This window comes from Streptomyces nitrosporeus (assembly GCF_008704555.1).
GTDB lineage: Bacteria > Actinomycetota > Actinomycetes > Streptomycetales > Streptomycetaceae > Streptomyces > Streptomyces nitrosporeus.
This window is the reverse complement of sequence record NZ_CP023702.1, coordinates 2,505,410-2,531,156: the sequence shown is the minus strand read 5'-3', so window position 1 is coordinate 2,531,156 and position 25,747 is coordinate 2,505,410. Positions and strand designations below refer to the sequence as shown.

Sequence of the window (25,747 nt, the reverse complement as noted above, 5' to 3'; positions counted from 1 at the left end):
GGCACCCGGCCTGCGGCAGGATGGACGCCACCTGGTACGTACGCGCCTTTCCGGTACGTACTGAAGACAACCGCTGGAGACGCCCGGTGAGTTCCCCAGATCCTCAGGTTCGCGCAGCGCGAAACCTGGCCGACCCCTCGCCCGAAAGCAAACCCACGAAGAACCGGCCCGGAAGCCGGGGTCCCGTCGTCGCGGTCACCGGCGCCGCGACCGGCGTAGGAGCCCTCCTCACCGCGCACCTCGCCGCCAGTGACGAGATCAGGCACGTCATCGCCATGGACGAACGGCGGGGCGACGTCCCCGAGGCGACCTGGCACACCCTCGACGTACGCGACCCGGCGATCGCCGAGAAGATGCGCGGCGCCGACGTCGTCGTGCACCTGGCCCTCGACCTCGACCTGGAGACCGACCCCGCGGCGCGTACCGCGTACAACGTGCGCGGAACCCAGACCGTGTTGACGGCCGCTGCCGCCGTCGGGGTGCGCCGGGTCGTGCTCTGCACCTCCGCGATGGTCTACGGCGCCCTGCCCGACAACGACATCCCGCTCTCCGAGGACGCCGAACTGCGCGCCACCGCGGAGGCCACCGGCGTCGGGGACCTGCTGGAGATCGAGCGGCTGGGACGGCGCGCCCCGCGCGCCCACCCCGGCCTCGACGTCACCGTGGTGCGTCCCACCGTCCTGGTCGGCGGGACGGACACCGCCCTGACCCGCTACTTCGAGTCGCCGAGACTGCTGGTCGTCGCCGGTTCCCGCCCGGCCTGGCAGTTCTGCCACGTCGACGACCTGGTCACCGCCCTGGAGTACGCCGCCCTGGAACGCATCGACGGGGAGTTCGCGGTCGGCTGCGACGGCTGGCTCGAACAGGAGCAGGTGGAGGAGCTCTCCGGGGTACGCCGGATGGAACTGCCGTCCGCGGTCGCGCTCGGCGCGGCGGCCCGGCTGCACCGCATCGGCCTCACCCCCTCACCGGCCGGCGACCTCGCCTACACGATGCACCCCTGGGTGGTCAGCGTGAGCCGGCTGCACGACGCCGGCTGGCGGCCCCGCTGGACCAACGAGGAGGTGCTCGCCGCGCTCCTGGAGGAGGTGGAGGGGCGCCACACCGTCGCCGGACGCCGGCTCGGCCGCAAGGACGCCACCGCCGCGGGCGCCGCCGGCGCGACCGTCGCGCTCCTGGGCACGGCCGCGCTCGTCAGGCGGGCCCGCAAGGCCCGCCGCCGGTTCTGAGCGGGGCGGCCGCCTGGCCGTGCGCCGTCTTCGCAGGAGCCTTCGGGAAGGCAGGCGCGCCACAGGATGAAACGGCTGTTCCACGACGCCGGTGGCGTACGGCACGATGGGGCCATGGCACGCACCCACGATCACCCCGGTGAGCAGGCATCCCACGACCCGATCCGGCTCCTGGACATCCGGGAGACGCCGCTGAGCGTCGACGAGGTCTTCCGGGCCGTCGGCGACGACGCCGCCGGAGGCACCGCGCTCTTCGTCGGCACGGTGCGCAACCACGACGGCGGCCAGGACGTCGGCGCGCTCGGGTACTCCTGCCACCCGACGGCCCTCGCGGAGCTGCGGCGCGTGGCCGAGAAGGTCGTGGCGGACCACCCGGTGCGGGCCCTCGCCGCGGTCCACCGGGTGGGTGATCTGGCGGTGGGCGATCTGGCGGTCGTCGTCGCCGTGTCCTGCGCCCATCGGGGTGAGGCGTTCGAGGCGTGCCGCAAGCTCATCGACGACCTCAAGCACGAGGTTCCGATCTGGAAGCACCAGCGTTTCTCGGACGGCACCGAGGAATGGGTCGGGGCCCGCTGACCGCAAACCGCCCACGGCGACATCAGCCCCGATTTGCGTAACCCCACCCCTGCCACCAGCGTTGGTTCCGCACGCAGCTAATCTTCTGATCGTCCCGTTGCGGTCGCTCATGGGGTAGGGAGGTCGTGATGGCAGTACTCGCTTGGCTTCTGATTCCGCTTTTCGCTGCTCTTGGCGCGGCGATATGGGGAGGGTGGGCGGCCCGCAACCGCACGACGGGCGATGTCACCGAACTCGCCGGCTACGCCCGGTTCCGTGAGGCGATGGAGAAGACGCACTCCGGTTCCGGAGCCGCCTGAGCAGGCGGCGGCTGTACGCAATCGCAGATCCCGCACCCCGCCCGCCCTCGCGTGAACCGCCCGGGGTCCGCGGCGGGCACCCCCGTCACCGCTCCGTACGGACCGGCCCCGACGGTGCGCCGACAGGCCCTTCCCGTACTGTCGTTCCATGCCACGCCGCACCGCGACGATGCTCGCCTCCACACTCGTCCTGATCGCGCTGCTCTGCGCGGGCGTGCTGATCCCCGTGCCGTACTCGGAGATGTCTCCCGGCCCGACGGTGAACACGCTCGGTGACGCGCGTGGCGAGCCCGTCCTGCAGATCTCCGGTCACAAGACCTATCCGACGTCGGGGCACCTCAACATGACGACGGTCCGGGTCACCGGCGCCGACTACGACATGAACATCGTCGAGGCCGTCTACGGCTGGCTGGCCCACGACAGCGTGATCGTGCCGCACGACACCCTCTATCCGGACGGCAAGACGGAGGAGGAGTCCACCCAGGAGAACGCCGAGGAGTTCAGCCAGTCCCAGGAGAGCGCCAAGGTCGCCGCCCTGAAGGAACTGGACATCCCCGTCACCTCCAGGGTCGTGGTCTCCACGGTGGTCAAGGACAGCCCGGCCGAGGGGAAGCTCCACGCCGGCGACGTGATCGAGGCCGTCGACGGGACCGCGGTGGACGAGCCGGAGGACGTGGCGAAGCTGGTCACCCGCCACGAGCCCGGCGAGAAGACCGTCTTCACGGTCGTGCCCGCGAAGGCCGCCGCAGCGGCGGAGAAGGCGGGCAGGGAACCCGAGGGTTCGAAGGACGTCACCCTCACCACGCGGAAGGCCCCCGCGGACCCGGCGAACCCCTCGGAGGACCGGGCGATCGTCGGCATCCAGGCGGGAACCGACCACACCTTCCCGTTCGAGATCGACATCACGCTGGCCGACGTCGGAGGCCCCAGCGCGGGACTGATGTTCTCGCTGGGCATCATCGACAAGCTGACGCCCGGCAAGCTGACGGGCGGCGAGTTCATCGCCGGTACCGGAACCATCGACGACGACGGCGCGGTCGGCCCGATCGGCGGCATCAACATGAAGCTGGTCGGCGCGCGCGACGCGGGCGCCCGCTACTTCCTGACCCCCGACGACAACTGCACCGCGGCCGCCTCCGACACACCCGACGGCCTCACCCTGGTGCGGGTGAAGACCCTGGACGACGCGAAGAAGTCCCTGGACAGGATCCGCGCTGGGGAGACGGCCGGCCTGCCGAGCTGCTCGGCGGGCTGAGACCGCCCGGCCCCGGCCCGGGCGCCCGTGTCAGGACTCGAAGGTGGCGGCGAGCGCCTCGGCCAGCCCGGGCACCAGGCCCGCACCGGTCAGCACCTCGGTGGGGGAGTCCTTCTCCCGCAGGCGCACGGCGGAGTCGCGCGACCCGTCGCGCATCACGGCCACGGTCATCCGCACCTCCTGCCGGTCGGGGTGGCGGGCCACCCACGCGGTGAGTTCGCCGTCGTCGAGGCCCTGCGGGACGGACGCCTCCGCGGACGGCGGGAGCATCAGCCGCTCCACCGTCAGGGCGCAGCCGGCCACGGCGTCGGGCCAGGCGATCGTGGCGAGGAACTCGTCCAGCGCCGTGCCGGCCGGGATCTCCTCCTGTTCCACGGGGGTGAGGGCGGACCCGGACGAGGACGGGTCGTCGAGGCCCAGCTGGGCGGCTAGCCCCGGCTCCTGGGCGCGCAGCCGGGCGGTGTCGACGAGCGCGAACAGCCGTGCCGGCTGGTCCCAGCCGAGACTCGCGGCATATGTGTCGATTTCGAGGACGGCGACGGTCAGCGGACCGGACGCCATCGGGGGACCTGAGGGGGAAACGTTGGACATGGTCAATATCCTGCCTCCTTCCGCCCCGGTAACGGGAACTAGGTAAAGCCTCAGTAAGTTGCATAGGTGGGCTCTACGATCGCTGGGCCTGCTACACACGACCGCGAACTTCGAGGTGCGCACGTTGGCTTTCCAGATGCCGGACCGCGGCGGAGGCCCGACCGGGCCACGGATCAGAGTCGGCCGCCCGTCCCGGCGCGTCCGTACCCTGCTCATGACACTGGGGGTCCTGGCGGTTCTCGCCATGGCCTTCGTCATGTTCGCGGGGTTCTGGACGGACTGGCTCTGGTACAGGTCGGTCGAGTATTCGTCCGTCTTCACCACCACCCTGTGGACCAAGATCGGACTGTTCCTCGTCTTCGGACTGCTGATGGCGCTCGCCGTCGGTCTGAACATCTGGCTGGCGCACCGGCTGCGGCCGCCGCTGAGCGCGATGTCGCTGGAGCAGCAGAGCCTGGACCGCTACCGGATGAGCGTCGCCCCGTTCAAGAAGTGGGTACTGCTCGCGATCACCGCGCTCGTCGGACTGATCGCCGGGGCCTCCGCCTCGGGTCAGTGGCGGACCTGGCTGATGTACGTCAACGGTGTGCCGTTCGGCCAGAAGGACCCCCAGTTCGAACTGGACGTCGCCTTCTACGCCTTCGACCTGCCGTGGTACCGCTTCCTGCTGGGCTTCGGGTTCGCCGCCGCGGTGCTGTCGCTGATCGCCGCCGCGCTGACCCACTACCTGTACGGCGGGCTGCGGATCACCAGCCCCGGCGCGCGGGCCACGGGCGCGGCCACCGGCCACCTCTCGGTGCTGCTCGGCATCTTCGTCTCGCTGAAGGCGGTCGCGTACTGGCTCGACCGGTACGGCCTCGCCGTGAAGTCCAGTGACTTCAAGGCCACGGACAACTGGACCGGCCTGCGGTACGTCGACGCCAACGCCTACCTCCCGGCCAAGACGATCCTCTTCTGCATCGCGGTCATCTGCGCGGTGCTGTTCTTCGCGACCCTCTGGCGCCGGACCTGGCAGCTGCCGGTGATCGGTTTCGGTCTGATGGTGCTCTCGGCGATCCTGATCGGCGGCCTCTACCCGGCGATCGTGCAGAAGTTCCAGGTCCAGCCGAACGAGCAGGCCAAGGAAGCCGAGTTCATCCAGAAGAACATCGACGCCACGCGGGACGCCTACGACATCGACGACGCGAAGGTCGACGACTACACGGGCACCAGCACGACCGAGGACAGCGCCAAGCTGCGGGCCGGCGCCGACGCCGCCGCGAGCTACCGCGTGATGGACCCGAACGTCGTCTCACCCGCGTTCCAGCAGCTCCAGCAGAAGCGGAACTACTACCAGTTCCCCAAGACGCTGGACGTCGACCGCTACAAGGGGGCCGACGGCAAGGAGCAGGACACCGTCATCGGCCTGCGCGAGCTGAACCTCGACGGCCTCCCCAAGCGGAACTGGATCAACGACCACTTCACGTACACCCACGGCTACGGCGCCATCGCGGCCCGGGGCACCACCACGGGCACCAACCCGGTGGGCTCCCCGGACTTCACGGAGTCGGGCCTGCCGACCACCGGCGAGCTCGACAAGGGGTACGAGCAGCGGATCTACTACGGCGAGAAGACCGAGCAGTACTCCATCGTCGGCGGGCCCCAGAAGGAGCTCGACTACGAGCAGGACGGTGAGAAGACCACCAGTTACAAGGGCGACAGCGGCGTCAGCCTCTCCAACGCCTTCAACCGGGCGGCCTACGCGGTGTCCTTCAGCGAGCCGCAGATCCTCTACTCCGGAGCCATCGGCGACGGGTCGCGGATCCTCTACAACCGCACCCCCAAGGAGCGCGTCGAGGCGGTCGCCCCCTGGCTGACCATCGACGGCGACGCCTACCCGGTGGTCGTCGGCAAGCGGATCCAGTGGGTCGTCGACGCGTACACCACCACCAACGGCTACCCGTACGCCTCGCGTACGACGCTCGGCGACACCACGGCCGACTCGCTGACCACCAACCAGCGCGCGGTCGTCGCCCAGCAGAACCAGGTCAACTACATCCGGAACTCCGTGAAGGCCACCGTCGACGCCTACGACGGTACGGTCAAGCTCTACGAGTGGGACACCGAGGACCCGGTGCTCAAGACGTGGCGCAAGGCGTTCCCCGGCACGGTCGAACCCCGGGCGGACATCCCGCAGGACCTGATGGACCACCTGCGCTACCCGCAGGACCTGTTCAAGGTCCAGCGTGAGCTGCTCACCCGCTACCACGTCGAGGACCCCCGGCAGTTCTACAGCGGCAGTGACGCCTGGCAGGTGCCGGACGACCCCACCAACAAGGAGCCGGGGTCCGTCCCGCCGTACTACCTGAGCATGAAGATGCCCGGCCAGGAGACCCAGACGTTCTCCCTGACCACGACCTTCACCCCCAAGGGGCGCCCCAACCTGGGGGCGTTCATGGCGGTGGACGCGGACGCGGCCAGCAAGGACTACGGCACCATCAGACTGCTGAGGGTCACCAGTACGGTGAAGGGGCCGGGCCAGGTCCAGAGTGAGCTCAACGGCAACGACGACGTCGCCGAGTTCGTGAGGAACCTCAAGGGAACCGACTCGGACATCGAGTACGGCAACCTGCTCACGGTCCCGCTCGACGGGGGCTTCCTCTACATCGAGCCGGTGTACACGCGCGGTGGCACACAGAACTACCCGCTGCTGCGGAAGGTGGCCGCTTCGTACGGTTCGAAGATCGTCTTCGAGAACAGTCTCGGGGAGGCGCTGAACGCGGTCTTCGGGGTCGAGGACTCCGATACGCCGACACCGCCGACGGAGCCCGACGAGCCGGGTGACACCACCGAGCCCCCGGCCACCGGTGACGCCGCGCTGAAGAAGGCCATCGCGGACGCCCAGAAGGCGTACACGGCGGGCGAGAAGGCGCTCCAGGAACAGGACTGGGAGGCCTACGGCAAGGCCCAGGCGGATCTGGAGGCGGCGCTCAAGCGGGCTGCCGCGGCCCAGCCCGAGGCCGGCGGTTCGGGAGCCGGCGGTTCCGGGGGCGATGCCGCGGGCGCCGGCGGGGCGGACGCCGAGAAGGCCGGTGCGGACGAGGCGGACGCCGTCAAGGCCGACGCCGCAGCGTCCGACGGGTCCGGTGGAGAGGCCGGCGACCGGAGCAGCTGAGAAGGCTCCACCCCGCGTCGTGGTACGGTTTGAACACAACGACGCGGGGTGGAGCAGCTCGGTAGCTCGCTGGGCTCATAACCCAGAGGTCGCAGGTTCAAATCCTGTCCCCGCTACTGAAAGATGAAGGCCCGGATCCTTTCGAGGATCCGGGCCTTCATCATGTGGTGGACGACTTTGTCAAGCCGGCCGTGTGAAGCGCGGTTCGCGGGGCACGAGTTGAGACCGGACGTGTTTCACTTGTCTCTCTGTGGGCATGTCGACAAAACGCCGAAGTGACCTACCTGGCCGCGGTATACCAGGTGTGCGCGGGTTGTAGGTGGTGGGACGATGGTATTTATGGGGGACAGGGCAACTCTGTTGGAGACAGGGCGGTTTGTGCAGCGACGGGTCCGGACGGCGGAGAACGTGGCCGATGAGGTGCTCGCCGCCGCCGTCGCCGAGGCCGCGGAATCCGTCATGGCCCCGCAGGACACCCGTACCGGCGTGTCCGGCCCGGCCGTGCCCGTCCCGACGGTCGCACCGGCCGGAGCCGTCCCCCGCGCGCGTGCCGGGGGAGCGCCCTCCCCGGCCCGGCGCCCCGCGGGTCGCCCCGCCACCGGCACGGGCCCGGCCGCGGGGACCGGTGCCCTGGCCGCGGAGGCCGCTGCGCCGGGTGCGGACGCCGCCGTCCCGGACGCCACGGAGGCCGTGGACCCCGCGGAGACCGAGGCCCGCCACCGCAAGGCCGCCGACGCCGGTGACACCGCCTCGATGAGCGTCCTGGGCGCGCTCCTGCTGCGCCGCGGGGATCTGGACGGCGCCGAGGCATATCTGCGCGCGGCCACGGGGGAGGGCGACCGTGCCGCCGCCAACAACCTGGGCGTCCTGCTCCACCAGCGCGGGTACGCCGACGAGGCCGCCGGCTGGTGGCGCATCGCCGCGGTCGCCGGCTCGGCCGCGGCCGCGCACGCCCTGGGCCGCCACTTCAGGGAGCGCGGTGACGAGCCCGGCGCCGAGTACTGGCTGCGCCAGTCCGCCGAGGAGGGGCACGCGCTGGGCGCCTACGCCCTGGCCGACCTCCTGGAGCACCGCGGGGACGTCGGAGCGGAGCGCTGGCTCCGGGCCGCCGCCGAACAGGGCCACCGCGAGGCCGCCTACCGGCTGGCCCGCGCCCTGGAGCGCCGGGCGTCCGGAGGCGGGTCCGACCCCTTCGGCGCCCGTGCCTCCGGTATACGCGACGGCGGTGCGGGCGCCGTCATGGGTCTGAGCGCGCTCGTACCCGGCGTCGCGGAGAAGCGGGACGGTTCCGCTACGGGCCGCGCCGAGGCCGAGCAGTGGTACCGCCAGGCCGCCGCACGCGGCCACTGCCGGGCGGCCCTGCACCTCGGATCGATCCTGGAGGCGCGCGGTGAGCTGAAGGAGGCCGGCCGCTGGTACCTGACCGCGGCGAAGGAGGGCGAGCCCCGGGCCGCCTGCGCCCTGGGCTTCCTGCTGAGGGACGCCGGTGACGAGGAGAGCGCGGCCGTGTGGTGGCTGCGCGCCGCCCAGGACGGCGACGGCAACGCCGCCAACGCGCTGGGCGCGCTGCACGCCGCCCGCGGCGAACAGCAGACCGCGGAGCGCTGGTACCGCACCGCCATGGACGCGGGGGACGTCAACGGCGCCTACAACCTCGGCCTGCTCTGCGCGGCCCAGGACCGGGTGGCCCAGGCCGAGCAGTGGTACCGCCGGGCCGCCTACGCGGGTCACCGCGAAGCGGCCAACGCGCTGGCCGTGCTGCTCCTCCAGGCGGGCGACGCGGCGGGAGCCGAGCCCTGGTTCTCCAAGGCGGCCGAAGCCGGGAGCGTGGACGCGGCCTTCAACCTGGGCATCCTGCACGCCGGGCGGGACGAGGACGACGCGGCGCTCGGCTGGTACCGGCGGGCCGCCGCGGCCGGGCACACCGACGCCGCGCTCCAGGTCGGCATGGCTCTGCTGCGCGACGGCGAGGAGCAGGAGGCCGAACGCCATCTGCGCTGTGCCGCCGGAGGCGGCAGCGCGGAGGCCGCGTTCCGGCTGGCCGGACTGCTCGACCTGCGCCAGCCGCCGCCCGACCGCCCGGCGCTGGGCGAACCGGTGCCCGAGAAGACCGAATGCGAGGAGTGGTACGAGAGGGCGGCCGAACAGGGCCACCGGCGTGCCCAGGTCAGGGCGGGCATGCTGGCCGCCGCACGCGGCGACCTGTCCGGCGCCGCCCGCTGGTACCGCGAGGCCGCCGAGTCCGGCAGCCGCAACGGGGCGTTCAACCTCGGTCTGCTCCTCGCCCGGGAGGGCAGCGAGCGGGAGGCCGCCCTGTGGTGGACGCGCGCGGCGGGCGACGGCCACGGACGCGCCGCGCTGCGCCTGGCGCTGCTCGCCGCCCGCCGGGGCGAACTCACGGAAGGGCAGCGGTGGTGCTCCCGGGCGGTCGAACTGGGGCCGGCCGAGGTGGCCGAGCGCGCCGCCCGGCTCCTGGAGGCGCTGCACCAGGAACTCACCGCCTGAAGCCGGGCGTCCCTCCCTGCCGGAAGGCCCTCGCGCCTGCCGGAAGGCCCTCGTACCGGGGAGCCCTGTGTCCCTCCAATGGATTTGCGCTGGTCCACAGGGTGACGTAAGGTTATGAACACAACGACGCGGGGTGGAGCAGCTCGGTAGCTCGCTGGGCTCATAACCCAGAGGTCGCAGGTTCAAATCCTGTCCCCGCTACTGAAGACGGTGGCCCGGATCCTTTCGAGGATCCGGGCCACCGTCGTATGTCCGTGTGGGCGCGTCAGGCATCCTCGGCCGTGATCCGGCCAGGACCGGAGGCGAAGTGAGGGCTCCCCGCCGTGTGCGGGCGGAGCCGGAGGCCGCGGGCGGCCGGTGTTCTCAGGCGGCCTTGGCGCAGCTCGGGCAGATCCCTCGGTAGGTCACCTCGACGTCCGAGACGGTGAAGCCGAAGCGCTCGTCCACCGGCAGGTCGGCCAGCGGGTTGCCCGAGGGGTGGACGTCCCGGATCGCGCTGCAGCGCGCGCACACCAGGTGGTGGTGGGGGCGGTGGGCGTTCGGGTCGTACCGCTTCGCCCGGTGGTCGGTGGAGACCTCGATGACCTCACCGAGGGAGACCATCTCGCCCAGGGTGTTGTACACGGTGGCCCGGGAGATCTCCGGCAGGCGGTCGGCGGCCCTGGCGTGCACCTCGTCCGCCGTCAGATGCACATGTTCCCCGTCGAGCACCTCGGCCACGACGCGCCGCTGTGCGGTCATGCGCCAGCCGCGCCCGCGAAGTCGTTCCAGGAGGTCACTCATGGAATCCAGCCTAACAGTGAGGGGACCGAGTCCCGAATAGGTGTGACTTTGGATGTTCACTTGACTTAGACAAAGTCCATCGTAGGATCGGTATCGGCATTCGCCAAGGGACAGGCTGCGCAGAAGACGACGACTGCGCAGGACATGACGCAGGAGGCGCACGTGACGCAGGGACCGCTCACCACGGAGGCCGGCGCGCCGGTCGCCGACAACCAGAACAGCGAGACCGCTGGCCCGGGTGGACCGGTTCTCGTCCAGGACCAGCTGCTTCTGGAGAAGCTCGCCCACTTCAACCGCGAGCGCATCCCGGAGCGCGTGGTGCACGCCCGCGGCGCCGGCGCGTACGGAACGTTCACGCTCACCCGGGACGTCTCGCAGTGGACGCGCGCGAAGTTCCTCTCGGAGGTCGGCAAGGAGACCGAGACGTTCCTGCGCTTCTCCACCGTCGCGGGCAACCTCGGGTCGGCCGACGCGGTGCGCGACCCGCGCGGCTGGGCGCTGAAGTTCTACACCGAGGAGGGCAACTACGACCTCGTCGGCAACAACACCCCGGTGTTCTTCATCAGGGACGCCATCAAGTTCCCCGACTTCATCCACACCCAGAAGCGCGACCCGTACACCGGGTCCCAGGAGGCGGACAACGTCTGGGACTTCTGGGGTCTGTCGCCGGAGTCCACCCACCAGGTGACCTGGCTCTTCGGTGACCGCGGCATCCCCGCCTCCTACCGCCACATGGACGGCTTCGGCTCGCACACCTTCCAGTGGAACAACGAGGCCGGCGAGGTCTTCTGGGTCAAGTACCACTTCAAGACCGACCAGGGCATCAAGAACCTCACCTCCGAGGAGGCCGCCCTCCTCGCCGGCACGGACCCGGACAGCCACCAGCGCGACCTGCGTGAGTCCATCGAGCGCGGCGACTTCCCGACCTGGACGGTCCAGGTCCAGATCATGCCGGCGGCCGAGGCGGCCACGTACCGCTTCAACCCGTTCGACCTGACCAAGGTGTGGCCGCACGCGGACTACCCGCCGATCGAGATCGGCAAGCTGGAGCTCAACCGCAACCCGGAGAACATCTTCGCCGAGGTCGAGCAGTCGATCTTCAGCCCGGCGCACTTCGTGCCCGGTATCGGCCCGTCCCCGGACAAGATGCTCCAGGGCCGCCTGTTCGGTTACGGCGACGCCCACCGCTACCGCGTCGGCATCAACGCCGACCACCTGCCGGTGAACCGTCCGCACGCCACCGAGGCGCGCACCAACAGCAGGGACGGCTACCTGTACGACGGCCGTCACAAGGGTGCGAAGAACTACGAGCCGAACAGCTTCGGCGGCCCGCACCAGACGGACCGGCCGCTCTGGCAGCCCGTCCCCCTCACCGGGGGCACCGGGAACCACGTGACCCCGGTCCACGCCGAGGACAACGACTTCGTGCAGGCCGGCAACCTCTACCGGCTGATGACGGAGGAGGAGAAGGTCCGTCTGATCGACAACCTCTCCGGGTTCATCGCGAAGGTGTCGCGTGACGACATCGCCGAGCGCGCGATCAACAACTTCCGCCAGGCCGACGGGGACTTCGGCAAGCGGCTCGACGCCGCGGTCCAGGCCCTGCGCGGCTGAGCACCGTCCGTGACCCGGCGGGCCGGGTCCCCCAGGAAGTCCTGGGGGACCCGGCCCGCCGGTGTGTCCGGGCGGCCCTTCGCGGGCCCGGCCGCAGCGGCCGTCAGACGGTCAGGTTCGCCGGCCGGCGGGCCGCGGGCACCCAGCACCGGATGATGTCGCGCACCGAGACCATGCCCACCGGCCCGTCACCGTCCAGTACGACGAGGTGGCGGAAGCCGCCGTGTGTCATGGCCTGGGCCGCCTCGGTGAGCGTCCAGGCGGGAGAGGCGAAGACCGCGTCCGCGGTCGTGTGGGCCGATGCCGTCTCGGTGTCCGGGTCCTGTCCGGCACCGACCGAGTTGAGGATGTCGCGTTCGGTGATGATTCCGAAGCCGCAGGTGTCGGGGTCGTGGACGACGGCCGCGCCGATGCGGCGGGCCGACATCAGCCGGGCCGCCTGACGGAGCGTATGGGCCGGGCCGATGGTGAGGATCACCGTGCTCATGGCGTCACGGACGAGCATGAAGGGAGCCACCTCCTGCGTCGTGGTGACCGGGTGGACCGGGTCTCCCGAACCGATTCACACGTTCACAAGTGGGGGTCCCCCAGGGTGACATCCCCGGACGCACCGGCACAAGAGGTGCCGCACCGGCTCAATGGCGCGGATTGAGGTAGTCCAGCAGTTCCCGGTGGAGCAGACCGTTGGATGCGGCCGCGTTGCCGCCGCCGGGACCCGGGACACCGTCCAGGCCGGTGAACTGCCCGCCCGCCTCCTGGACGATGATCGCGTTGGCCGCCATGTCCCACAGCGAGAGTTCGGGCTCCGCGCAGATGTCCACCGAACCCTCCGCGACCATCATGTACGGCCAGAAGTCGCCGTATCCGCGGGTGCGCCAGCAGGCCCTGGTCAGGTCCAGGAAACCGTCCAGCCTGCCCTGCTCCTCCCAGCCGGTCAGCGAGGAGAAGGCGAAGGAGGAGTCCGCGATGCGCTCCACCTTCGAGACCGCGAGCCGGCTCGCGGAGGTGAGACTGCGCCCGGTGAACGCGCCCGCGCCCTTCGCCGCCCACCAGCGCCGGTTCAGCGCCGGGGCGGACACCACACCGACCACCGGCTGGAAACCGTTCTCGCCGGCCTCCATCAGCGAGATCAGGGTCGCCCACACGGGGACGCCCCGCACGTAGTTCTTCGTGCCGTCGATCGGATCGACGACCCAGCGCCGCGGGCCGCTGCCCTCGATGCCGTACTCCTCGCCCAGGACCGCGTCGCGCGGCCTGGCGCGCTGGAGGTGACCGCGGATCAGCTCCTCGGCGTGCTTGTCGGCCTCACTCACCGGGGTCATGTCCGGCTTGGTCTCGACCTGGAGGTCCAGGGCCTTGAACCGGTCCATCGTCGCCGCGTCGGCGGCGTCCGCCAGGACATGGGCCAGGCGCAGGTCATCGTGGTAATCGGGCATGCCGCCACAGTATCCACCGGCCACCCGGCCGGGCTACGCGGGACCGCGCCCCGCCACCGGCGCGCGCTCCCCGGCGCACGACTCCCGCGCACGGCCCCTGGTGCGCGATCCCTCAGTGCGCGGAACCGGACAGCTGCAGCCCGATCACCCCGACGATCACCAGGGAGATCGACACCAGCTTGAGGGTGGAGACCACGTCGTCGAGGAAGACCATGCCGTAGATCGCCGTACCGGCCGCGCCGATGCCCGTCCACACCGCGTACGCGGGGCCCACGTCCAGCTTCTTCAGCGACATGGTCAGCAGGCCGAAACTGCCGAGCGCGAACGCGCAGAAGGCGACCGTCGGCCAGAGCCGGGTGAACCCGTGGGAGAGCTTCAGGCACACGGCGAAGCCGGTCTCCAGCAGTCCGGCGACCACGACCAGCAACCACGCCATCGTCAGGTGCCTCCCGCGTAGGTGACCACTAAGGGCTGTACCGCCCGCCCGGCGGCGTCCGGCGCGCACGCTCGACGCGATTATGCCCTTACCTGCCGTCGGAACCCGCAGACATGCGCGAGTCGGGCGGCCGCAACCAGGAGTTCCGGACGGAAGGGGTCTTCCCTCAGTCGCCCTCGCGGCGCTCCCGGGTCGACAGCAGCCGGCGCAGCGAGTCCAGCCGGGCGGGATCGGCGTGGCCCTCGGCCACCCAGGCGTCCAGGGCGCACTCGGCCTGGCGGCTGTCGTGGGTGCAGCCGCGCGGGCAGTTCTCGGTCCCCGGTTCGAGATCGGGGAAGGCGTGGATGACCCGGGACGGATCGACGTGGTGCAGCCCGAAGGACCGCACCCCCGGGGTGTCCACCACCCAGCCGCCGCCGCCGTCCAGCGGCAGCGCGAGGGCCGAGGTGGTGGTGTGCCGGCCACGGCCGGTGACGGCGTTCACCGAACCGGTCGTACGCCGGCGGTCCTCGGGCACCAGGGCGTTGACCAGCGTGGTCTTGCCGACCCCGGAGTGCCCGACGAAGGCGGTCACCCTGCCGTCCAGCAGCTCCCGCACCCGGCCGGCCGCGTCCCCGGTCTCCAGCTCCGCCCGGCTGGTCACGACGTACGGGACACCCAGCGGGGTGTACGCCTCCAGCAGCTTGTCCGGGGAGGCCAGGTCGGACTTGGTCAGGACGAGGAGCGGGGAGAGCCCGCCGTCGTACGCCGCGACCAGGCAGCGGTCGATCATGCGCGGACGCGGTTCCGGGTCGGCGAGCGCGGTGACGATCGCCAGCTGGTCGGCGTTGGCGACCACCACCCGCTCGTAGGGGTCGTCGTCGTCCGCCGTACGGCGCAGCACCGAGGCGCGCTCACCGATGCGCACGATACGGGCCAGGGTGTCCTTGTCACCGGAGAGATCACCGACCAGGGAGACCCGGTCGCCCACCACGGCCGCCTTGCGGCCCAGCTCACGGGCCTTCATCGCCATCACCGTGCGGTCGCCGACGAGGCAGGTGAGCCGCCCCCGGTCGACGGTCAGGACCATGCCCTCCTGGGCGTCCTCGTGCTTGGGGCGGATATGGGTGCGGGGCCGGTTGCCCTTGCGGTTGGGGCGGACGCGGATGTCGTCCTCGTCGGGGTTCTTCCCGTAGCGGCGCATCTGCTCAGGCCCCGGACCTCTCCGGGGACATCCCGAGCGCGCCGGGCGACACGCCGACCGTGTCCGGATCGGAGGTGAGCATTCCCGTCCACAGGCCGGGGAAGTCCGGCAGGGTCTTCGCGGTCGTGGCGACGTTCTCGATCAGGACGCCGGGCACGGCGAGGCCGATGACCGCGGCCGCCGTCGCCATCCGGTGGTCGTCGTAGGTGCGGAAGGTGCCGCCGTGCAGCGGGCGGGGTTCGATCCGCAGGCCGTCCGCGGTCTCCGTGACGTCACCGCCCAGGGCGTTGATCTCCCGGGTCAGCGCGGCCAGCCGGTCCGTCTCGTGCAGCCGCAGGTGGGCGACACCGCTCAGGGTGGACGGGGAGTCGGCCAGGGCGGCGAGCGCCGCGATGCCCGGGGTCAGCTCCCCGACCTCGCCCAGGTCGACGTCGATGCCGTGGATCCGGCCCGAGCCCGTGAAGGTGAGCCCGTGCCCGGTCAGTTCGCAGCTGCCGCCCATCGCGGTGAAGATCTCCCGCAGGGCGTCGCCCGGCTGGGTCGTGCGCAGGGGCCAGTCCGGGACGGTGACCCGGCCACCGGTGACGAGGGCGGCGGCGAGGAACGGCTGCGCGTTCGACAGGTCGGGCTCCACCGTCAGGTCGCGGCCGAGCAGGGCGGAGGGGGAGACCCGCCAGACGTCCGGCTCACCGCCGGTCTCCGGCTCGTCGACCCGGGCGCCGGCCGCGCGCAGCATCTCCACCGTCATCCGGATGTGCGGCATGGACGGCAGGGCCGAGCCGGTGTGGCGCACCTCCACGCCCTGGTTGAAGCGGGGGGCCGAGAGCAGCAGCGCGGAGACGAACTGCGACGAGGAGGAGGCGTCGACGGACACCGCTCCGCCGTCCAGCGCCCCCGCGCCGTGCACGGTGAGCGGCAGCGAGCCCCGGCCGCCGTCGTCGATACGGGCGCCCAGCACCCGCAGCGCGTCGATCACCCCGTGCAGCGGGCGCTCGTAGGAGCGGGGGTCCCCGTCGAAGTGGACGGGGCCGTCCGCGAGGGCGGCCACGGGCGGCAGGAAGCGCATGACGGTCCCGGCGTTGCCGACGTCGACGGAGGCGGGGCCGCGCAGACCGGCCGGGATGACCCGCCAGGCCTCGCCCGAGCCGTCCGGGCCGACACCCTCCTCGATGCCCACGCCCATCGCCCGCAGCGCCTGGGCCATCAGCAGGGTGTCCCGCGAACGCAGCGGGCGGCGCAGCCAGCCCGGCTCCGAGGACAGCGAGGCGAGGACCAGGGCGCGGTTGGTGACCGACTTCGATCCGGGCACGGTGACGGTCGCGTCGACGGCCTCCGTCGCGTGGGGGGCAGGCCAGAGGGCGGGGTGCACGGAACTCTCGGTCATGCCCTCACTTTAGTGGCTCACCACGAACACAGATCTCCAACAAAAGGGGCGAAACCTGGTCGTAACGCAAGGATGGCTGGGGCGGTGCGGGGCGAGCCGGGCAGGGGCGGTGGGTGCGGCCCCGGGTGCCGTGCCGTCACCGCCCGAGCAGCCAGCCGCCCCCGCCGATCAGCGAGCAGAGCGACACCGCGTGGAAGAGGAGGAGCCACATCGCGGCCGGGGCGTGCGTGAGCCGGGCGAGCTGGTCGGCGTCGGAGTCCGGCGCGCCGCCGCGGCGGCGCGCCGACTGGAGCTCGAAGGCCGGGCGCACCCCGCCCAGCAGCAGGAACCAGACGACGGTGTACGCGAACACCGACTGGACCTCGGACGAGGTCAGCCAGGACACCAGCAGGAAGGCCGCCCCGGTGAGGACGACGGTCAGCACCCCGTACGGATTGCGGATCATCACCAGCATCGCCGCCAGCAGCGCCGTGGCCAGCCACAGGAGCAGGGTGATCCGTCCGTCGGCCAGCAGCCGGGCGCCGCCGAGCCCGAGCAGCGGGGGAGCGGTGTAGCCCGCCGCCGCGGTGAGGATCATGCCGATACCGGCCGGCTTGCCCCGGCTGAGGGTCAGGCCGCTGGTGTCCGAGTGCAGCCGGATGCCGGTGAGCCGCCGCCCGGTCAGCAGGGCGACCAGCCCGTGGCCGCCCTCGTGCGCGATGGTGATCGCGTTGCGCGTCAGCCGCCACAGGCCGTTCGGTACGACGGCGACGAGCGCGGCGGTGGCGGTGACGACCACCAGCCACTGCTCGGGCGCGGGCTGGGTGCCGAAGACGCGATCCCACAGACCGCCCAGTTCGGTGCTGTCCATGACGGGGCGGCTCCTCGGTGTATGTGGGGCGAAGGTGTACGCGGGACGAAGGTGTGTACGCGGGACGAAGGTGTACGCGGGGCGAAGACGTCCGCTCGCCCCGCGGGTCGTGGCAGTCTGGCACTTATGTGCGGACGGTATGCAGCGAGCCGGCGGCCGGAGGAACTGGCCGGGCTCTTCGGAGTGGAGAAACGGGAACCGGCCGAGGCCCTGGAGCCCGACTGGAACGTGGCGCCGACCAAGGAGGTCCACGCCGTTCTCGAGCGTCCTGTGAAGGACGCCGGGGACCGGCGTCCGGTTCGCCAGCTGCGCACGCTGAGATGGGGTCTGGTGCCCTCCTGGGCGAAGACACCGGACGGCGCCGCCCGGATGATCAACGCCCGGGCCGAGACCGTCCACGAGAAGCCCTCCTTCCGCCGCCCCTTCGCCGCACGGCGGTGCATCCTGCCCGCCGACGGCTACTACGAGTGGATGACCGCCGCGGACGAGCGGCAGCTGGAGGAGGAGGGGAAGAAGAAGCGGCCCCGCAAGCAGCCCTACTTCGTGACCCCCGCCGACGGCTCCGTCTTCGCGATGGCCGGGATCTACGAGTTCTGGCGCGACCGCACCCTGCCCGACGACCACGAGCGGGCCTGGTGGGCGACCTGCTCGGTGATCACCACCGAGGCGGAGACCTCCCCGCTCGCCGTCGCACCCGCCGAAGGGCCGGCCGCGCTCGCCGACATCCACCCCCGGATGCCGCTGATGCTCACCCCGGACCGCTGGGACGCGTGGCTGGACCCGGCCCGCACCGGCACGGAGGAGCTGCGGCCGCTGCTGGAGCCGCCGCCGGCCGGCCTGATGCGGGCCTACCCCGTGGCCACCGCCGTCAGCAGCGTCCGCAACAACGGCCCGGAACTCCTGGAGGAACTGGCCGCGCCCGAACTCGGCACGCTCTTCTGAGCCGGCGGGACGGTGCGGTGAGCCCGGTGGAGAGCGGTCGTGGGACCGAGACCGTCGAGACGGAGGCAGGGGTGGCGAGGATCACCTGGCTGCCCGCCGAAAGGCCCCGGCTGCTGCTCGCCCTCGGCCACGGCGCGGGCGGCGGCGTCGGGGCCCGGGACCTGGCCGCGCTGGCCGCCGTCCTCCCCGGGCGCCGGGTGACCGTCGCCCTGGTGGAACAGCCCTGGCGGGTGGCGGGGAAGAAGGTCGCCCCCGCGCCCCGCACCCTGGACGCCGGCTGGCGCGGGCTGTGGCCCCGGCTGGCGGCCCGGGGCCTGCCCGTGGTCGCGGGCGGCCGCAGCGCGGGGGCCCGGGTCGCCTGCCGCACGGCGGCCGGGCTCGGCGCCCACGCGGTGCTCGCGCTGAGCTTCCCGCTGCACCCGCCGGGCCGCCCGGAGCGGTCGAGGGCCGGCGAACTCCTCGGCACCGGGGTGCCCACCCTCGTCGTGCAGGGCGGCCGCGACCCCTTCGGACGGCCGGACGAATTCCCGGCGGGGGAGTACCGGATGGCCGAGGTGGCGTACGGCGACCACGGCTTCGCGGTCCCCAGGAGGGCGCCGGTGACCCAGGATCAGGCGCTGGGCGTTCTCACCGGCGCGGTGGCCGGTTGGCTGGACGCGCTGCCGGAGCAGGGCCTGTAGCGGCTTCGCCCGCCTCCCGCCCCCCGCGCCGCGCTCCCGGGAATGCGGCGCGGGGGACGGCTGTTGTCCGTGACATCGGTACAACGCAGTCGTACGTGGAAGAGGGAGTCCGTCGCATGGGTTCGACCATCTGCCCGCGCCGTTCGAACACCGCTGACCTGGAGTGGACGGTGCTGCACGCGGCGAGGACCACCCCCGGGCGCGCCGTGTCCGGAGCCGGTCGTCAGCCCGCGCAGGGGCGGGGTCGACTATTCTCCGATGCGAGCGGGTCCGGTTTCGGCTCCGCCACTTCGTTGGAGGAGGTGGGTCCGGTCACTGGGACCGACACGGGGACCGACGACGGCCGTGCGGAGGAGACGACCGCCGAGCGCAACGCGCGCTTCGAGCGGGACGCCTTGGGCTATCTCGACCAGATGTACTCCGCCGCCCTGCGCATGACGCGTAACCCCGCCGACGCCGAGGACCTGGTCCAGGAGACGTACGCCAAGGCGTACGGGTCCTTCCACCAGTTCCGCGAGGGGACCAACCTCAAGGCGTGGATGTACCGCATCCTCACGAACACCTTCATCAACTCGTACCGCAAGAAGCAGCGGGAGCCTCAGCGGAGTGCCGCCGAGGAGATCGAGGACTGGCAGCTGGCGCGCGCCGAGTCGCACATGTCGACCGGTCTGCGCTCGGCCGAGTCCCAGGCACTCGACCACCTGCCGGACTCCGACGTGAAGTCCGCCCTCCAGTCGATCCCCGAAGAGTTCCGCATCGCCGTGTATCTCGCCGATGTCGAGGGCTTTGCCTACAAGGAGATCGCGGACATCATGGGGACACCCATCGGTACGGTGATGTCCCGGCTGCACCGGGGGCGCCGCCAGCTGCGCGGCATGCTGGAGGACTACGCGCGCGAGCGCGGGCTCGTCCCGGCCGGTGCCGGTGAGTCGGACGACAGGAAAGGCTCGGCCTCATGAGCTGCGGAGAGCCGCACGAGACGGACTGCTCAGAGGTCCTCGACCATCTCTACGAGTTCCTCGACCACGAGATGCCCGAGGGCGACTGCACCAAGTTCGAGGTGCACTTCGAGGAGTGCTCGCCGTGCCTGGAGAAGTACGGCCTGGAGCAGGCGGTCAAGAAGCTGGTCAAGCGCTGCTGCGGACAGGACGACGTCCCGACCGACCTGCGGTCCAAGGTGATGGGCCGGATCGAGCTGATCCGGGCCGGGGAGGTTGTCCCCGAGCAGGACATCTCCCTGGGCGGCGCCGGCCGGCCGGCCGCCACCGCCGAGTGACACCGGCGCCCGTGGCGCCGCCCTCCCGCTGACCGCCGGCCGGAGCCCCCGCCCCGGCCGGGCAGCCGGATTCCCGCTGCCCCACCGCCGGGGCCGGATCTCCGCGGTATCACCCGAATGTGCTAATCCGGTCCTTCCCCGGACCGGGGGACACCCCTGACTCGCTAGCCTGGCGCCTCCAACGACCAGGCTGGGGCGGGCGGATACGGGTGAGGGGCACACCGTGGGCGGCGCGGGGTTACATCCTCGGTGTGTCGGCCGGTGCCGTCGGCTGCGCCCTGCCGGCCCTCCTGCCCGGAGCCGGGACCCCGTGGGACACCCTCGCCCTCCTCGCCGCGCTCTACCTGGTGTGCGAACTGCCCGGCCGCCGCCCGCCGTCCGGCGACTTCGTGCCGGTCGCCGCCGGTTCCTTCTTTCCCCTGCTGCTCGCCGCCGCCTTCCTGCTGCCGCCCGCCGCCGCCGCGCTGGCCGCGGTGCCGGGCGCGCTGGCCGGGCGGGTCGAGCGGCCGCCCGTCGCCGCCCGCCGCGTCTGGCGGGCGGCGCAACTCGCCCTCACCGTGGGGGCGGCCTCGTCGGCGTACGCGTCGCTGGGGGGGCCGGCGAGCCTCGGCGGGCCCGGAGGGGAGGCCGGGCCCGGCCTCCCGTACGCCCTGCTGCCCGCCTGTGCCGCGGCGCTGGTGTTCAGCGCCGTCCAGGGGGCCCTGGACGGCGGCATCCTCGCCGCCGCCGAGCGGGTGCCGCTGCGGCGGGCCTGGCGGGGGCTCCCGGCGTCGGTGGGACCGCACCTGGTGCACGCGCCCGCCGGGCTGATGATGGCCGTGCTGTGGCGCAGCCCCTACGGGCCGCTGTCCGCGCTGGTCGTGCTCCTGCCGATGTACATCTCCTGCTGGATGTTCGCCCAGTACCACCGCCGGCACGCGGCGCACCGCGCCACCATCAGGGCGCTCGTCCAGGCCGTCGACATCAAGGACGGGTACACCCGCGGGCACAGCGAGCGGGTGGGCCGCGCGTCCGAGCTGATCGCATGTGAACTCGGCATGGGGGAAAGGCGGACGGAGGCGCTCCGCTTCGCCGGGATCCTGCACGACGTCGGCAAACTCGGCGTCCCCACCCGGGTCCTGCGCAAGGAGGGGCCCCTCACCCCGCAGGAGCGCCGGCTCATCGAACTGCACCCGGAGTACGGCCACGAGATCGTCCGCGGCATCGAGTTCCTGGACGAGGCGCGCGCCGCGATCCTGCACCACCACGAACGCCTCGACGGCAGCGGGTACCCCTACGGCCTGAGCGGGGACGCCATCCCGGAGTTCGCCCGGGTCGTCGCCGTCGCGGACGCCTTCGACGCGATGACCTCGACCCGCTCCTACCGGCCCGGGCGCCCCGTGCCCGCCGCCGTGGCGGAGCTGGAACGCTGCGCCGGGAGCCAGTTCGACCCCCGGATGGTACGGGCGCTGGTCCGCGCCCTGGACCGGTACGGCTGGTCCGCCGCCACCGCGGTGACCTCGGACGAGACGGACACCCGGCCGCCGCGGCAGCGGTCCGGCCCGGGACCGCTGCCCCCCGCCGCCGCCCGTCCCGCAGGCCGGTGGGGGAGGCGGCGGTGAGGCCGGTGCGCCGCCCGGCCGCCCCCGCCGTCCGCGCCGCCGCCCTCCTCCTCGCCCTGGTGGCCCTCGGGCACACCTTCTGGAACGGCCTCGCCGGGCCCGGACACGCGCTCGCCTTCGGGGCCCTGATCACCGTCGGTGAACTGGCGCGCTGGGGCTCGCCGCCCGGTGAGCGGGAGCCCGCCCCCCTCGGCGCGGCCGGAGCACTGGCGTACGCGCTGCTCGGGAGCAGCCGGGGGGAGCCGACCGGGCACGGGGCCCTCCAGGTGGTCGCGGTCGTCGTCGCGGCCCAACTGCTCGCCTCGGTACCGCAGACGGCCCGGGGCAGCGCTCTGGAGCCGGACCGGGCGGCCCGCCGCGTCCTGGCCGTGGGGTTCGCCGCCGTGTGCTTCCAGCCCCTCTCGCACGCGGGCCTCGCGGCGCGCTGGTTCGGGGAGGGCCCGCACTTCGCCCTCTTCCTCCTGGTCCTGCTGTTCCTCACCGCCCTGTGCGACGCCGTGCTCGCGGCGCTCACCACGCCGTCGGGCCGGCGCTTCGGGCCACTGCTGCGCGACGAGCTCCGGGCGCTCGCCGGTATCGGCCCCGCGGTCTGCGCCACCGGCGCGGTCATGGCGCTCGGGGTCGCCGTCGCCGGGCTGTGGGCGCTGCCGGTCCTGTGCGTACCGCTGCTGCTGGCCCAGATCTCCTTCCGCCGGTACGCGGCCGTGCGCACCACCTACCGGCAGACCATCGCCTCGCTGGCCAGGGCGACGGAGATCGCCGGCTACACCCCGCACGGGCACGCCCGCAGGGTGGCCGGCCTCTCCGCCGCCGTCGGGAGGGAGCTCGGCCTGTCCGGAGCGGAGCTGACCGTCCTGGAGCACGCGGCGCTGATGCACGACATCGGCCAGCTCTCGCTGGTGGACCCGGTGCCGGGCGGTGCGACGGTCGGGCTCCCGCCCGCCGAGCAGCGCCGGATCGCACTGCTCGGCGGTGCCGTGGTCCGCCGGACCGGGGTGGACACCGCGGTCGCGGTGGTGGTCGAACAGCAGGCCGACCCCTATCGGGAACAGTCGGCCGCCGCGCGTATCGTCCGCGTGGTCAACGCGTACGAGGACCTGTGCGGGGAAGGCCCCGGCGGGGCCCTGGAGGCGCTGGAGGCGCTCAGGCTCGGCACCGGCCACGACTACCAGCCGCAGGTGGTCGAGGCGCTGGCGCGGGTCCTGGCGCGCGGAGGTCTGACCCCGGTGCGTACCGGGTAACCCATGGGTAATGAGCGGGCGTCCGGCCGGGCATGGTTGGATGCGAAGAGAGCGTGGCTATGTGGGTGTCCAGTCGGGACAGGCGGGAATCGTGAGGATCTTCGGGAAGGTACGGCATCGGCCCTCCGCCTCTTGGCGGCAGGCCACGGACCGCGCGTTCACGCTGATCGGCGACGGCCGGTACGAGGACGCGGGCGCGCTGCTGACACGCGCGGCGGATCTGGAACCCTGGCTCTCGGAGTCCTGGTTCAATCTGGCGCTGCTGCACAAGTTCCGGCACGACTGGGAGCAGGCGCGGGCCGCGGGGCTGCGTGCCGTCGCCCTGCTGGACCGGGAGGCCGGGGCTCCGGACTGGTGGAACGTGGGGATCGCGGCGACCGCGCTCCAGGACTGGCCGCTGGCTCGCCGCGCCTGGCAGGCGTACGGCCTGAAGGTGCCGGGCGGGCAGTACAACGCCGCCTCCACCAGCGAGCCCGCGGGCATGGAGCTGGGGAGCGCGGCCGTGCGGCTGTCGCCCGAGGGCGAGGCGGAGGTGGTCTGGGGCCGCCGGCTGGACCCGGCGCGCCTGGAGGTGCTGTCGATCCCGCTGCCGTCCTCGGGGCGGCGCTGGGGCGAGGTCGTCCTGCACGACGGCGTCCCCAACGGCGAGCGGGTCACCGCGGCCGGGCCGTCCTATCCGGTCTTCGACGAGATCGAGCTGTGGGCGCCGTCCCCCGTGCCGACCTGGGTGGTGCTCCTGGAGGCGGCCACCGAGGCGGACCGGGACGCGCTGGAGAAGCTGGCCTCCGACGCCGGGTTCGCCGCCGAGGACTGGTCGTCCTCCGTGCGGCTGCTGTGCCGGGCGTGTTCGGAGAGCCGGATGGAGAGCGACGAGGGCGACGGGGAGCACCTGGACCCGCACGACCACAGCGAGCCCGGCCACCCGGGACCGCTGGGCCACCGCACCGCCGGGGAGCTGTGGGTGCCGGAGCGTGAGTGCGGGATAGCCGCCCCGTCCGCACTGGTGCGCGGGCTGCTGGACGGCTGGGTCGCGGACAGCCCGGACAGCCGTGAGTGGCGGGATCTGGAAGAAGTCTGCTGACCGCAGCCCGTAGGCTGTACGGGCACTGTCGTGGTGCGGTACACGGGTTTCGGGTCGCAGGAAGGCGTACGGCGGACATGTCGCAGCAGGAGACGGACGAGCAGGTCGGCGTGGACGACGAGGGTTTCCTCGTGGACACCGAGGACTGCGAGGCGCGGGAGACCGCGCATCGTGAGCGTGGCACCTCCCGCCCGATCACGGTGGTGGGCAACCCGGTGCTGCACAAGGAGTGCAAGGACGTCACGGCCTTCGACGACGAACTGGCCCGGCTGATCGACGACATGTTCGCCAGCCAGCGGACGGCGGAGGGCGTGGGCCTGGCCGCCAACCAGATCGGTGTGGACCTCAAGGTCTTCGTCTACGACTGCATGGACGACGACGGGGTGCGGCACGTCGGCGCGATCTGCAACCCGGTGCTGGAGGACCTGGCACCGGAGCAGCGCAACCTCGACGACTCCAACGAGGGCTGCCTCTCCGTGCCGACGGCGTACGCCTCGCTCGCCCGGCCCGACTACGCGGTGGTGCGCGGCAAGGACGCGCGGGGCAACGACGTGCGGGTGCGCGGCAACGGCTACTTCGCCCGCTGCCTCCAGCACGAGACCGACCACCTCTACGGCTACCTGTACATCGACCGGCTCTCCAAGCGGGACCGCAAGGACGCCCTGAAGCAGATGGCGGAGGGCACGCCGCGCTACCCGGTCGTCGCGAACGACTGAGGAACCGTCCGCCGACGGCAGGGCCCCGCCCGGGGAGCCGGGCGGGGCCCTGCCGTCAACTGCCGGGGTTCTCGCGGGGCTTGTCGTCGACAACCGTTTCCCCGGGCGTGGTTGACGCGGGTAGATGCCTTCCGGGAGGCTCTCCCCACATCTCGTCCACGAGAGGGGAGAACATGCTCCGACGCATCTCGCGCGCCCTGCTCGGCTTTGTCATGATCATGGCTTTCTGTGTGGGTGGTGCTCTCGCCACCGCCGGGACCGCGCAGGCCGACGGCTGCTACACCTGGACCCGGACGCTCTCCGAGGGCGCCACGGGCAACGACGTCACACAGCTCCAGATCAGAGTGGCGGGCTACCCGGGGTACAACTCGGTGCTGGCCATCGACGGCTCGTACGGCCCCGCCACCAAGGCGGCGGTCAAGCGCTTCCAGGCCGCCTACGGGCTCGCCGCCGACGGAGTCGCGGGGCCGGCCACCCAGTCCAAGCTCTACGCGCTCCAGGACAACGACTGCACCCCCATCCACTTCACCTATCCCGAGCTCAACCAGTGCAACAGCACCTGGGCCGGCGGCAAGGTGGCGGCCGGTACGGCCAAGGCCAACGCGCTCAGCTCCATGTGGAAGCTGGAGGCGCTCCGGCACGCGCTGGGTGACCAGCCGCTCCGGGTCACCAGCGGTTTCCGGTCGGCCTCCTGCAACTCGGCGGTCGGCGGGGCCTCCAACAGCCGCCACATGTACGGCGACGCCGTCGACCTCGGATCCGGGCCGCACTCGCTGTGCACCATCGCCAAGCAGGCCCGCTACCACGGCTTCAACGGGATCCTCGGCCCGGGCTACCCCGGCCACAACGACCACATCCACGTGAACCAGGGCCCGAGCCACTACTGGTCGGCCCCCAGCTGCGGCATCTGACCTC

24 protein-coding genes and 2 tRNA genes are annotated in these 25,747 nt (G+C 72.2%); 18 read left to right on the top strand and 8 right to left on the bottom strand.

Going from position 1 to position 25,747, the window contains the following annotated elements; all coding sequences use genetic code 11:
• The first annotated feature begins 86 nt into the window (after nt 1–86).
• The 4 genes from CP967_RS10965 to CP967_RS10955 all read left to right on the top strand — a co-directional run bounded on the left by CP967_RS10965 (nt 87) and on the right by CP967_RS10955 (nt 3,359).
• Nucleotides 87–1,229 (top strand): SDR family oxidoreductase, encoded by a 1,143-nt coding sequence (locus CP967_RS10965; RefSeq protein ID WP_150487801.1) that lies wholly within the window; start codon nt 87–89, stop codon nt 1,227–1,229.
• Nucleotides 1,230–1,343: 114 nt separating this feature from the next.
• Nucleotides 1,344–1,805, top strand: a complete 462-nt coding sequence (locus CP967_RS10960) for a molybdenum cofactor biosynthesis protein MoaE (protein WP_150487800.1) — start codon at nt 1,344–1,346, stop codon at nt 1,803–1,805.
• 128 nt (nt 1,806–1,933) lie between these two features.
• Nucleotides 1,934–2,104, top strand: a complete 171-nt coding sequence (locus tag CP967_RS33940) for a hypothetical protein (protein WP_167535366.1) — start codon at nt 1,934–1,936, stop codon at nt 2,102–2,104.
• 148 nt (nt 2,105–2,252) lie between these two features.
• Complete coding sequence (locus CP967_RS10955; RefSeq protein ID WP_150487799.1) at nt 2,253–3,359, top strand: YlbL family protein; 1,107 nt, start codon at nt 2,253–2,255, stop codon at nt 3,357–3,359.
• Nucleotides 3,360–3,389: 30 nt separating this feature from the next.
• Here the strand turns inward: CP967_RS10955 and CP967_RS10950 are convergent, their stop codons facing one another.
• Nucleotides 3,390–3,950 (bottom strand): PPA1309 family protein, encoded by a 561-nt coding sequence (locus tag CP967_RS10950; RefSeq protein ID WP_150487798.1) that lies wholly within the window; start codon nt 3,948–3,950, stop codon nt 3,390–3,392.
• 136 nt (nt 3,951–4,086) lie between these two features.
• Between CP967_RS10950 and CP967_RS10945 the strand changes: the two genes are divergently transcribed.
• From CP967_RS10945 to CP967_RS10930, 4 genes are all read left to right on the top strand, one after another.
• Nucleotides 4,087–7,104, top strand: coding sequence for a UPF0182 family membrane protein (locus CP967_RS10945; RefSeq protein WP_190174994.1), 3,018 nt, complete (start codon nt 4,087–4,089; stop codon nt 7,102–7,104).
• Nucleotides 7,105–7,146: 42 nt separating this feature from the next.
• A tRNA-Met gene (locus CP967_RS10940) sits at nt 7,147–7,220 on the top strand.
• 214 nt (nt 7,221–7,434) lie between these two features.
• Nucleotides 7,435–9,609: a tetratricopeptide repeat protein gene (locus CP967_RS10935; protein WP_150487796.1), complete on the top strand. Its 2,175-nt coding sequence runs from the start codon at nt 7,435–7,437 to the stop codon at nt 9,607–9,609.
• A 127-nt stretch (nt 9,610–9,736) separates the two neighbouring features.
• Nucleotides 9,737–9,810 (top strand) — tRNA-Met (locus CP967_RS10930).
• 162 nt (nt 9,811–9,972) lie between these two features.
• On the opposite strand, the gene CP967_RS10925 is transcribed toward CP967_RS10930, so the two are convergent.
• On the bottom strand, nt 9,973–10,392 hold the full coding sequence (locus CP967_RS10925; protein ID WP_150487795.1) for a Fur family transcriptional regulator: 420 nt from the start codon (nt 10,390–10,392) through the stop codon (nt 9,973–9,975).
• A gap of 162 nt (nt 10,393–10,554) precedes the next feature.
• Here CP967_RS10925 and CP967_RS10920 point away from each other — a divergent pair, with 162 nt between their 5' ends.
• Nucleotides 10,555–12,006 (top strand): catalase, encoded by a 1,452-nt coding sequence (locus tag CP967_RS10920; RefSeq protein WP_190174969.1) that lies wholly within the window; start codon nt 10,555–10,557, stop codon nt 12,004–12,006.
• A 103-nt stretch (nt 12,007–12,109) separates the two neighbouring features.
• Here the strand turns inward: CP967_RS10920 and CP967_RS10915 are convergent, their stop codons facing one another.
• The 6 genes from CP967_RS10915 to CP967_RS10890 form a co-directional block, all read right to left on the bottom strand.
• Nucleotides 12,110–12,511: a CBS domain-containing protein gene (locus tag CP967_RS10915; protein ID WP_150487793.1), complete on the bottom strand. Its 402-nt coding sequence runs from the start codon at nt 12,509–12,511 to the stop codon at nt 12,110–12,112.
• 130 nt (nt 12,512–12,641) lie between these two features.
• Entirely contained in the window at nt 12,642–13,442 is an 801-nt protein-coding gene (hisN, locus tag CP967_RS10910) for a histidinol-phosphatase (protein ID WP_150487792.1), read from the bottom strand.
• A 112-nt stretch (nt 13,443–13,554) separates the two neighbouring features.
• Entirely contained in the window at nt 13,555–13,878 is a 324-nt protein-coding gene (locus tag CP967_RS10905; RefSeq protein WP_150487791.1) for a DMT family transporter, read from the bottom strand.
• 166 nt (nt 13,879–14,044) lie between these two features.
• Nucleotides 14,045–15,061, bottom strand: coding sequence for a ribosome small subunit-dependent GTPase A (gene rsgA, locus CP967_RS10900; RefSeq protein ID WP_150487790.1), 1,017 nt, complete (start codon nt 15,059–15,061; stop codon nt 14,045–14,047).
• A 4-nt stretch (nt 15,062–15,065) separates the two neighbouring features.
• The gene (aroA, locus tag CP967_RS10895; protein ID WP_150487789.1) at nt 15,066–16,445 is read right to left on the bottom strand and encodes a 3-phosphoshikimate 1-carboxyvinyltransferase; all 1,380 of its coding nucleotides are present in this window, start codon (nt 16,443–16,445) and stop codon (nt 15,066–15,068) included.
• Nucleotides 16,446–16,581: 136 nt separating this feature from the next.
• Nucleotides 16,582–17,295, bottom strand: a complete 714-nt coding sequence (locus tag CP967_RS10890; RefSeq protein ID WP_150487788.1) for a M50 family metallopeptidase — start codon at nt 17,293–17,295, stop codon at nt 16,582–16,584.
• A gap of 126 nt (nt 17,296–17,421) precedes the next feature.
• Here CP967_RS10890 and CP967_RS10885 point away from each other — a divergent pair, with 126 nt between their 5' ends.
• The 9 genes from CP967_RS10885 to CP967_RS10845 all read left to right on the top strand — a co-directional run bounded on the left by CP967_RS10885 (nt 17,422) and on the right by CP967_RS10845 (nt 25,743).
• A complete protein-coding gene (locus tag CP967_RS10885; RefSeq protein WP_150487787.1) occupies nt 17,422–18,237 on the top strand; it encodes an SOS response-associated peptidase in 816 nt (271 codons plus the stop codon).
• A 17-nt stretch (nt 18,238–18,254) separates the two neighbouring features.
• Nucleotides 18,255–18,917, top strand: coding sequence for an alpha/beta hydrolase family protein (locus CP967_RS10880; protein WP_150487786.1), 663 nt, complete (start codon nt 18,255–18,257; stop codon nt 18,915–18,917).
• A gap of 302 nt (nt 18,918–19,219) precedes the next feature.
• Nucleotides 19,220–19,876 (top strand): sigma-70 family RNA polymerase sigma factor, encoded by a 657-nt coding sequence (locus CP967_RS10875; protein ID WP_190174995.1) that lies wholly within the window; start codon nt 19,220–19,222, stop codon nt 19,874–19,876.
• Nucleotides 19,873–20,193 carry a mycothiol system anti-sigma-R factor gene (gene rsrA, locus CP967_RS10870; protein ID WP_150487784.1) on the top strand — a complete coding sequence of 107 codons (321 nt, stop codon included), beginning with the start codon at nt 19,873–19,875 and terminating at the stop codon, nt 20,191–20,193. Before CP967_RS10875 ends, rsrA begins: the two co-directional genes overlap by 4 nt.
• Before the next feature lie 209 nt (nt 20,194–20,402).
• On the top strand, nt 20,403–21,794 hold the full coding sequence (locus tag CP967_RS10865; RefSeq protein WP_167535364.1) for an HD-GYP domain-containing protein: 1,392 nt from the start codon (nt 20,403–20,405) through the stop codon (nt 21,792–21,794).
• Entirely contained in the window at nt 21,791–23,035 is a 1,245-nt protein-coding gene (locus CP967_RS10860; protein WP_150487783.1) for an HD-GYP domain-containing protein, read from the top strand. Before CP967_RS10865 ends, CP967_RS10860 begins: the two co-directional genes overlap by 4 nt.
• A gap of 91 nt (nt 23,036–23,126) precedes the next feature.
• On the top strand, nt 23,127–24,116 hold the full coding sequence (locus tag CP967_RS10855) for a tetratricopeptide repeat protein (protein ID WP_150487782.1): 990 nt from the start codon (nt 23,127–23,129) through the stop codon (nt 24,114–24,116).
• 77 nt (nt 24,117–24,193) lie between these two features.
• A complete protein-coding gene (def, locus tag CP967_RS10850) occupies nt 24,194–24,832 on the top strand; it encodes a peptide deformylase (RefSeq protein ID WP_150487781.1) in 639 nt (212 codons plus the stop codon).
• A 173-nt stretch (nt 24,833–25,005) separates the two neighbouring features.
• Nucleotides 25,006–25,743, top strand: a complete 738-nt coding sequence (locus CP967_RS10845) for a D-Ala-D-Ala carboxypeptidase family metallohydrolase (protein ID WP_150487780.1) — start codon at nt 25,006–25,008, stop codon at nt 25,741–25,743.
• Nucleotides 25,744–25,747 lie beyond the last annotated feature (4 nt).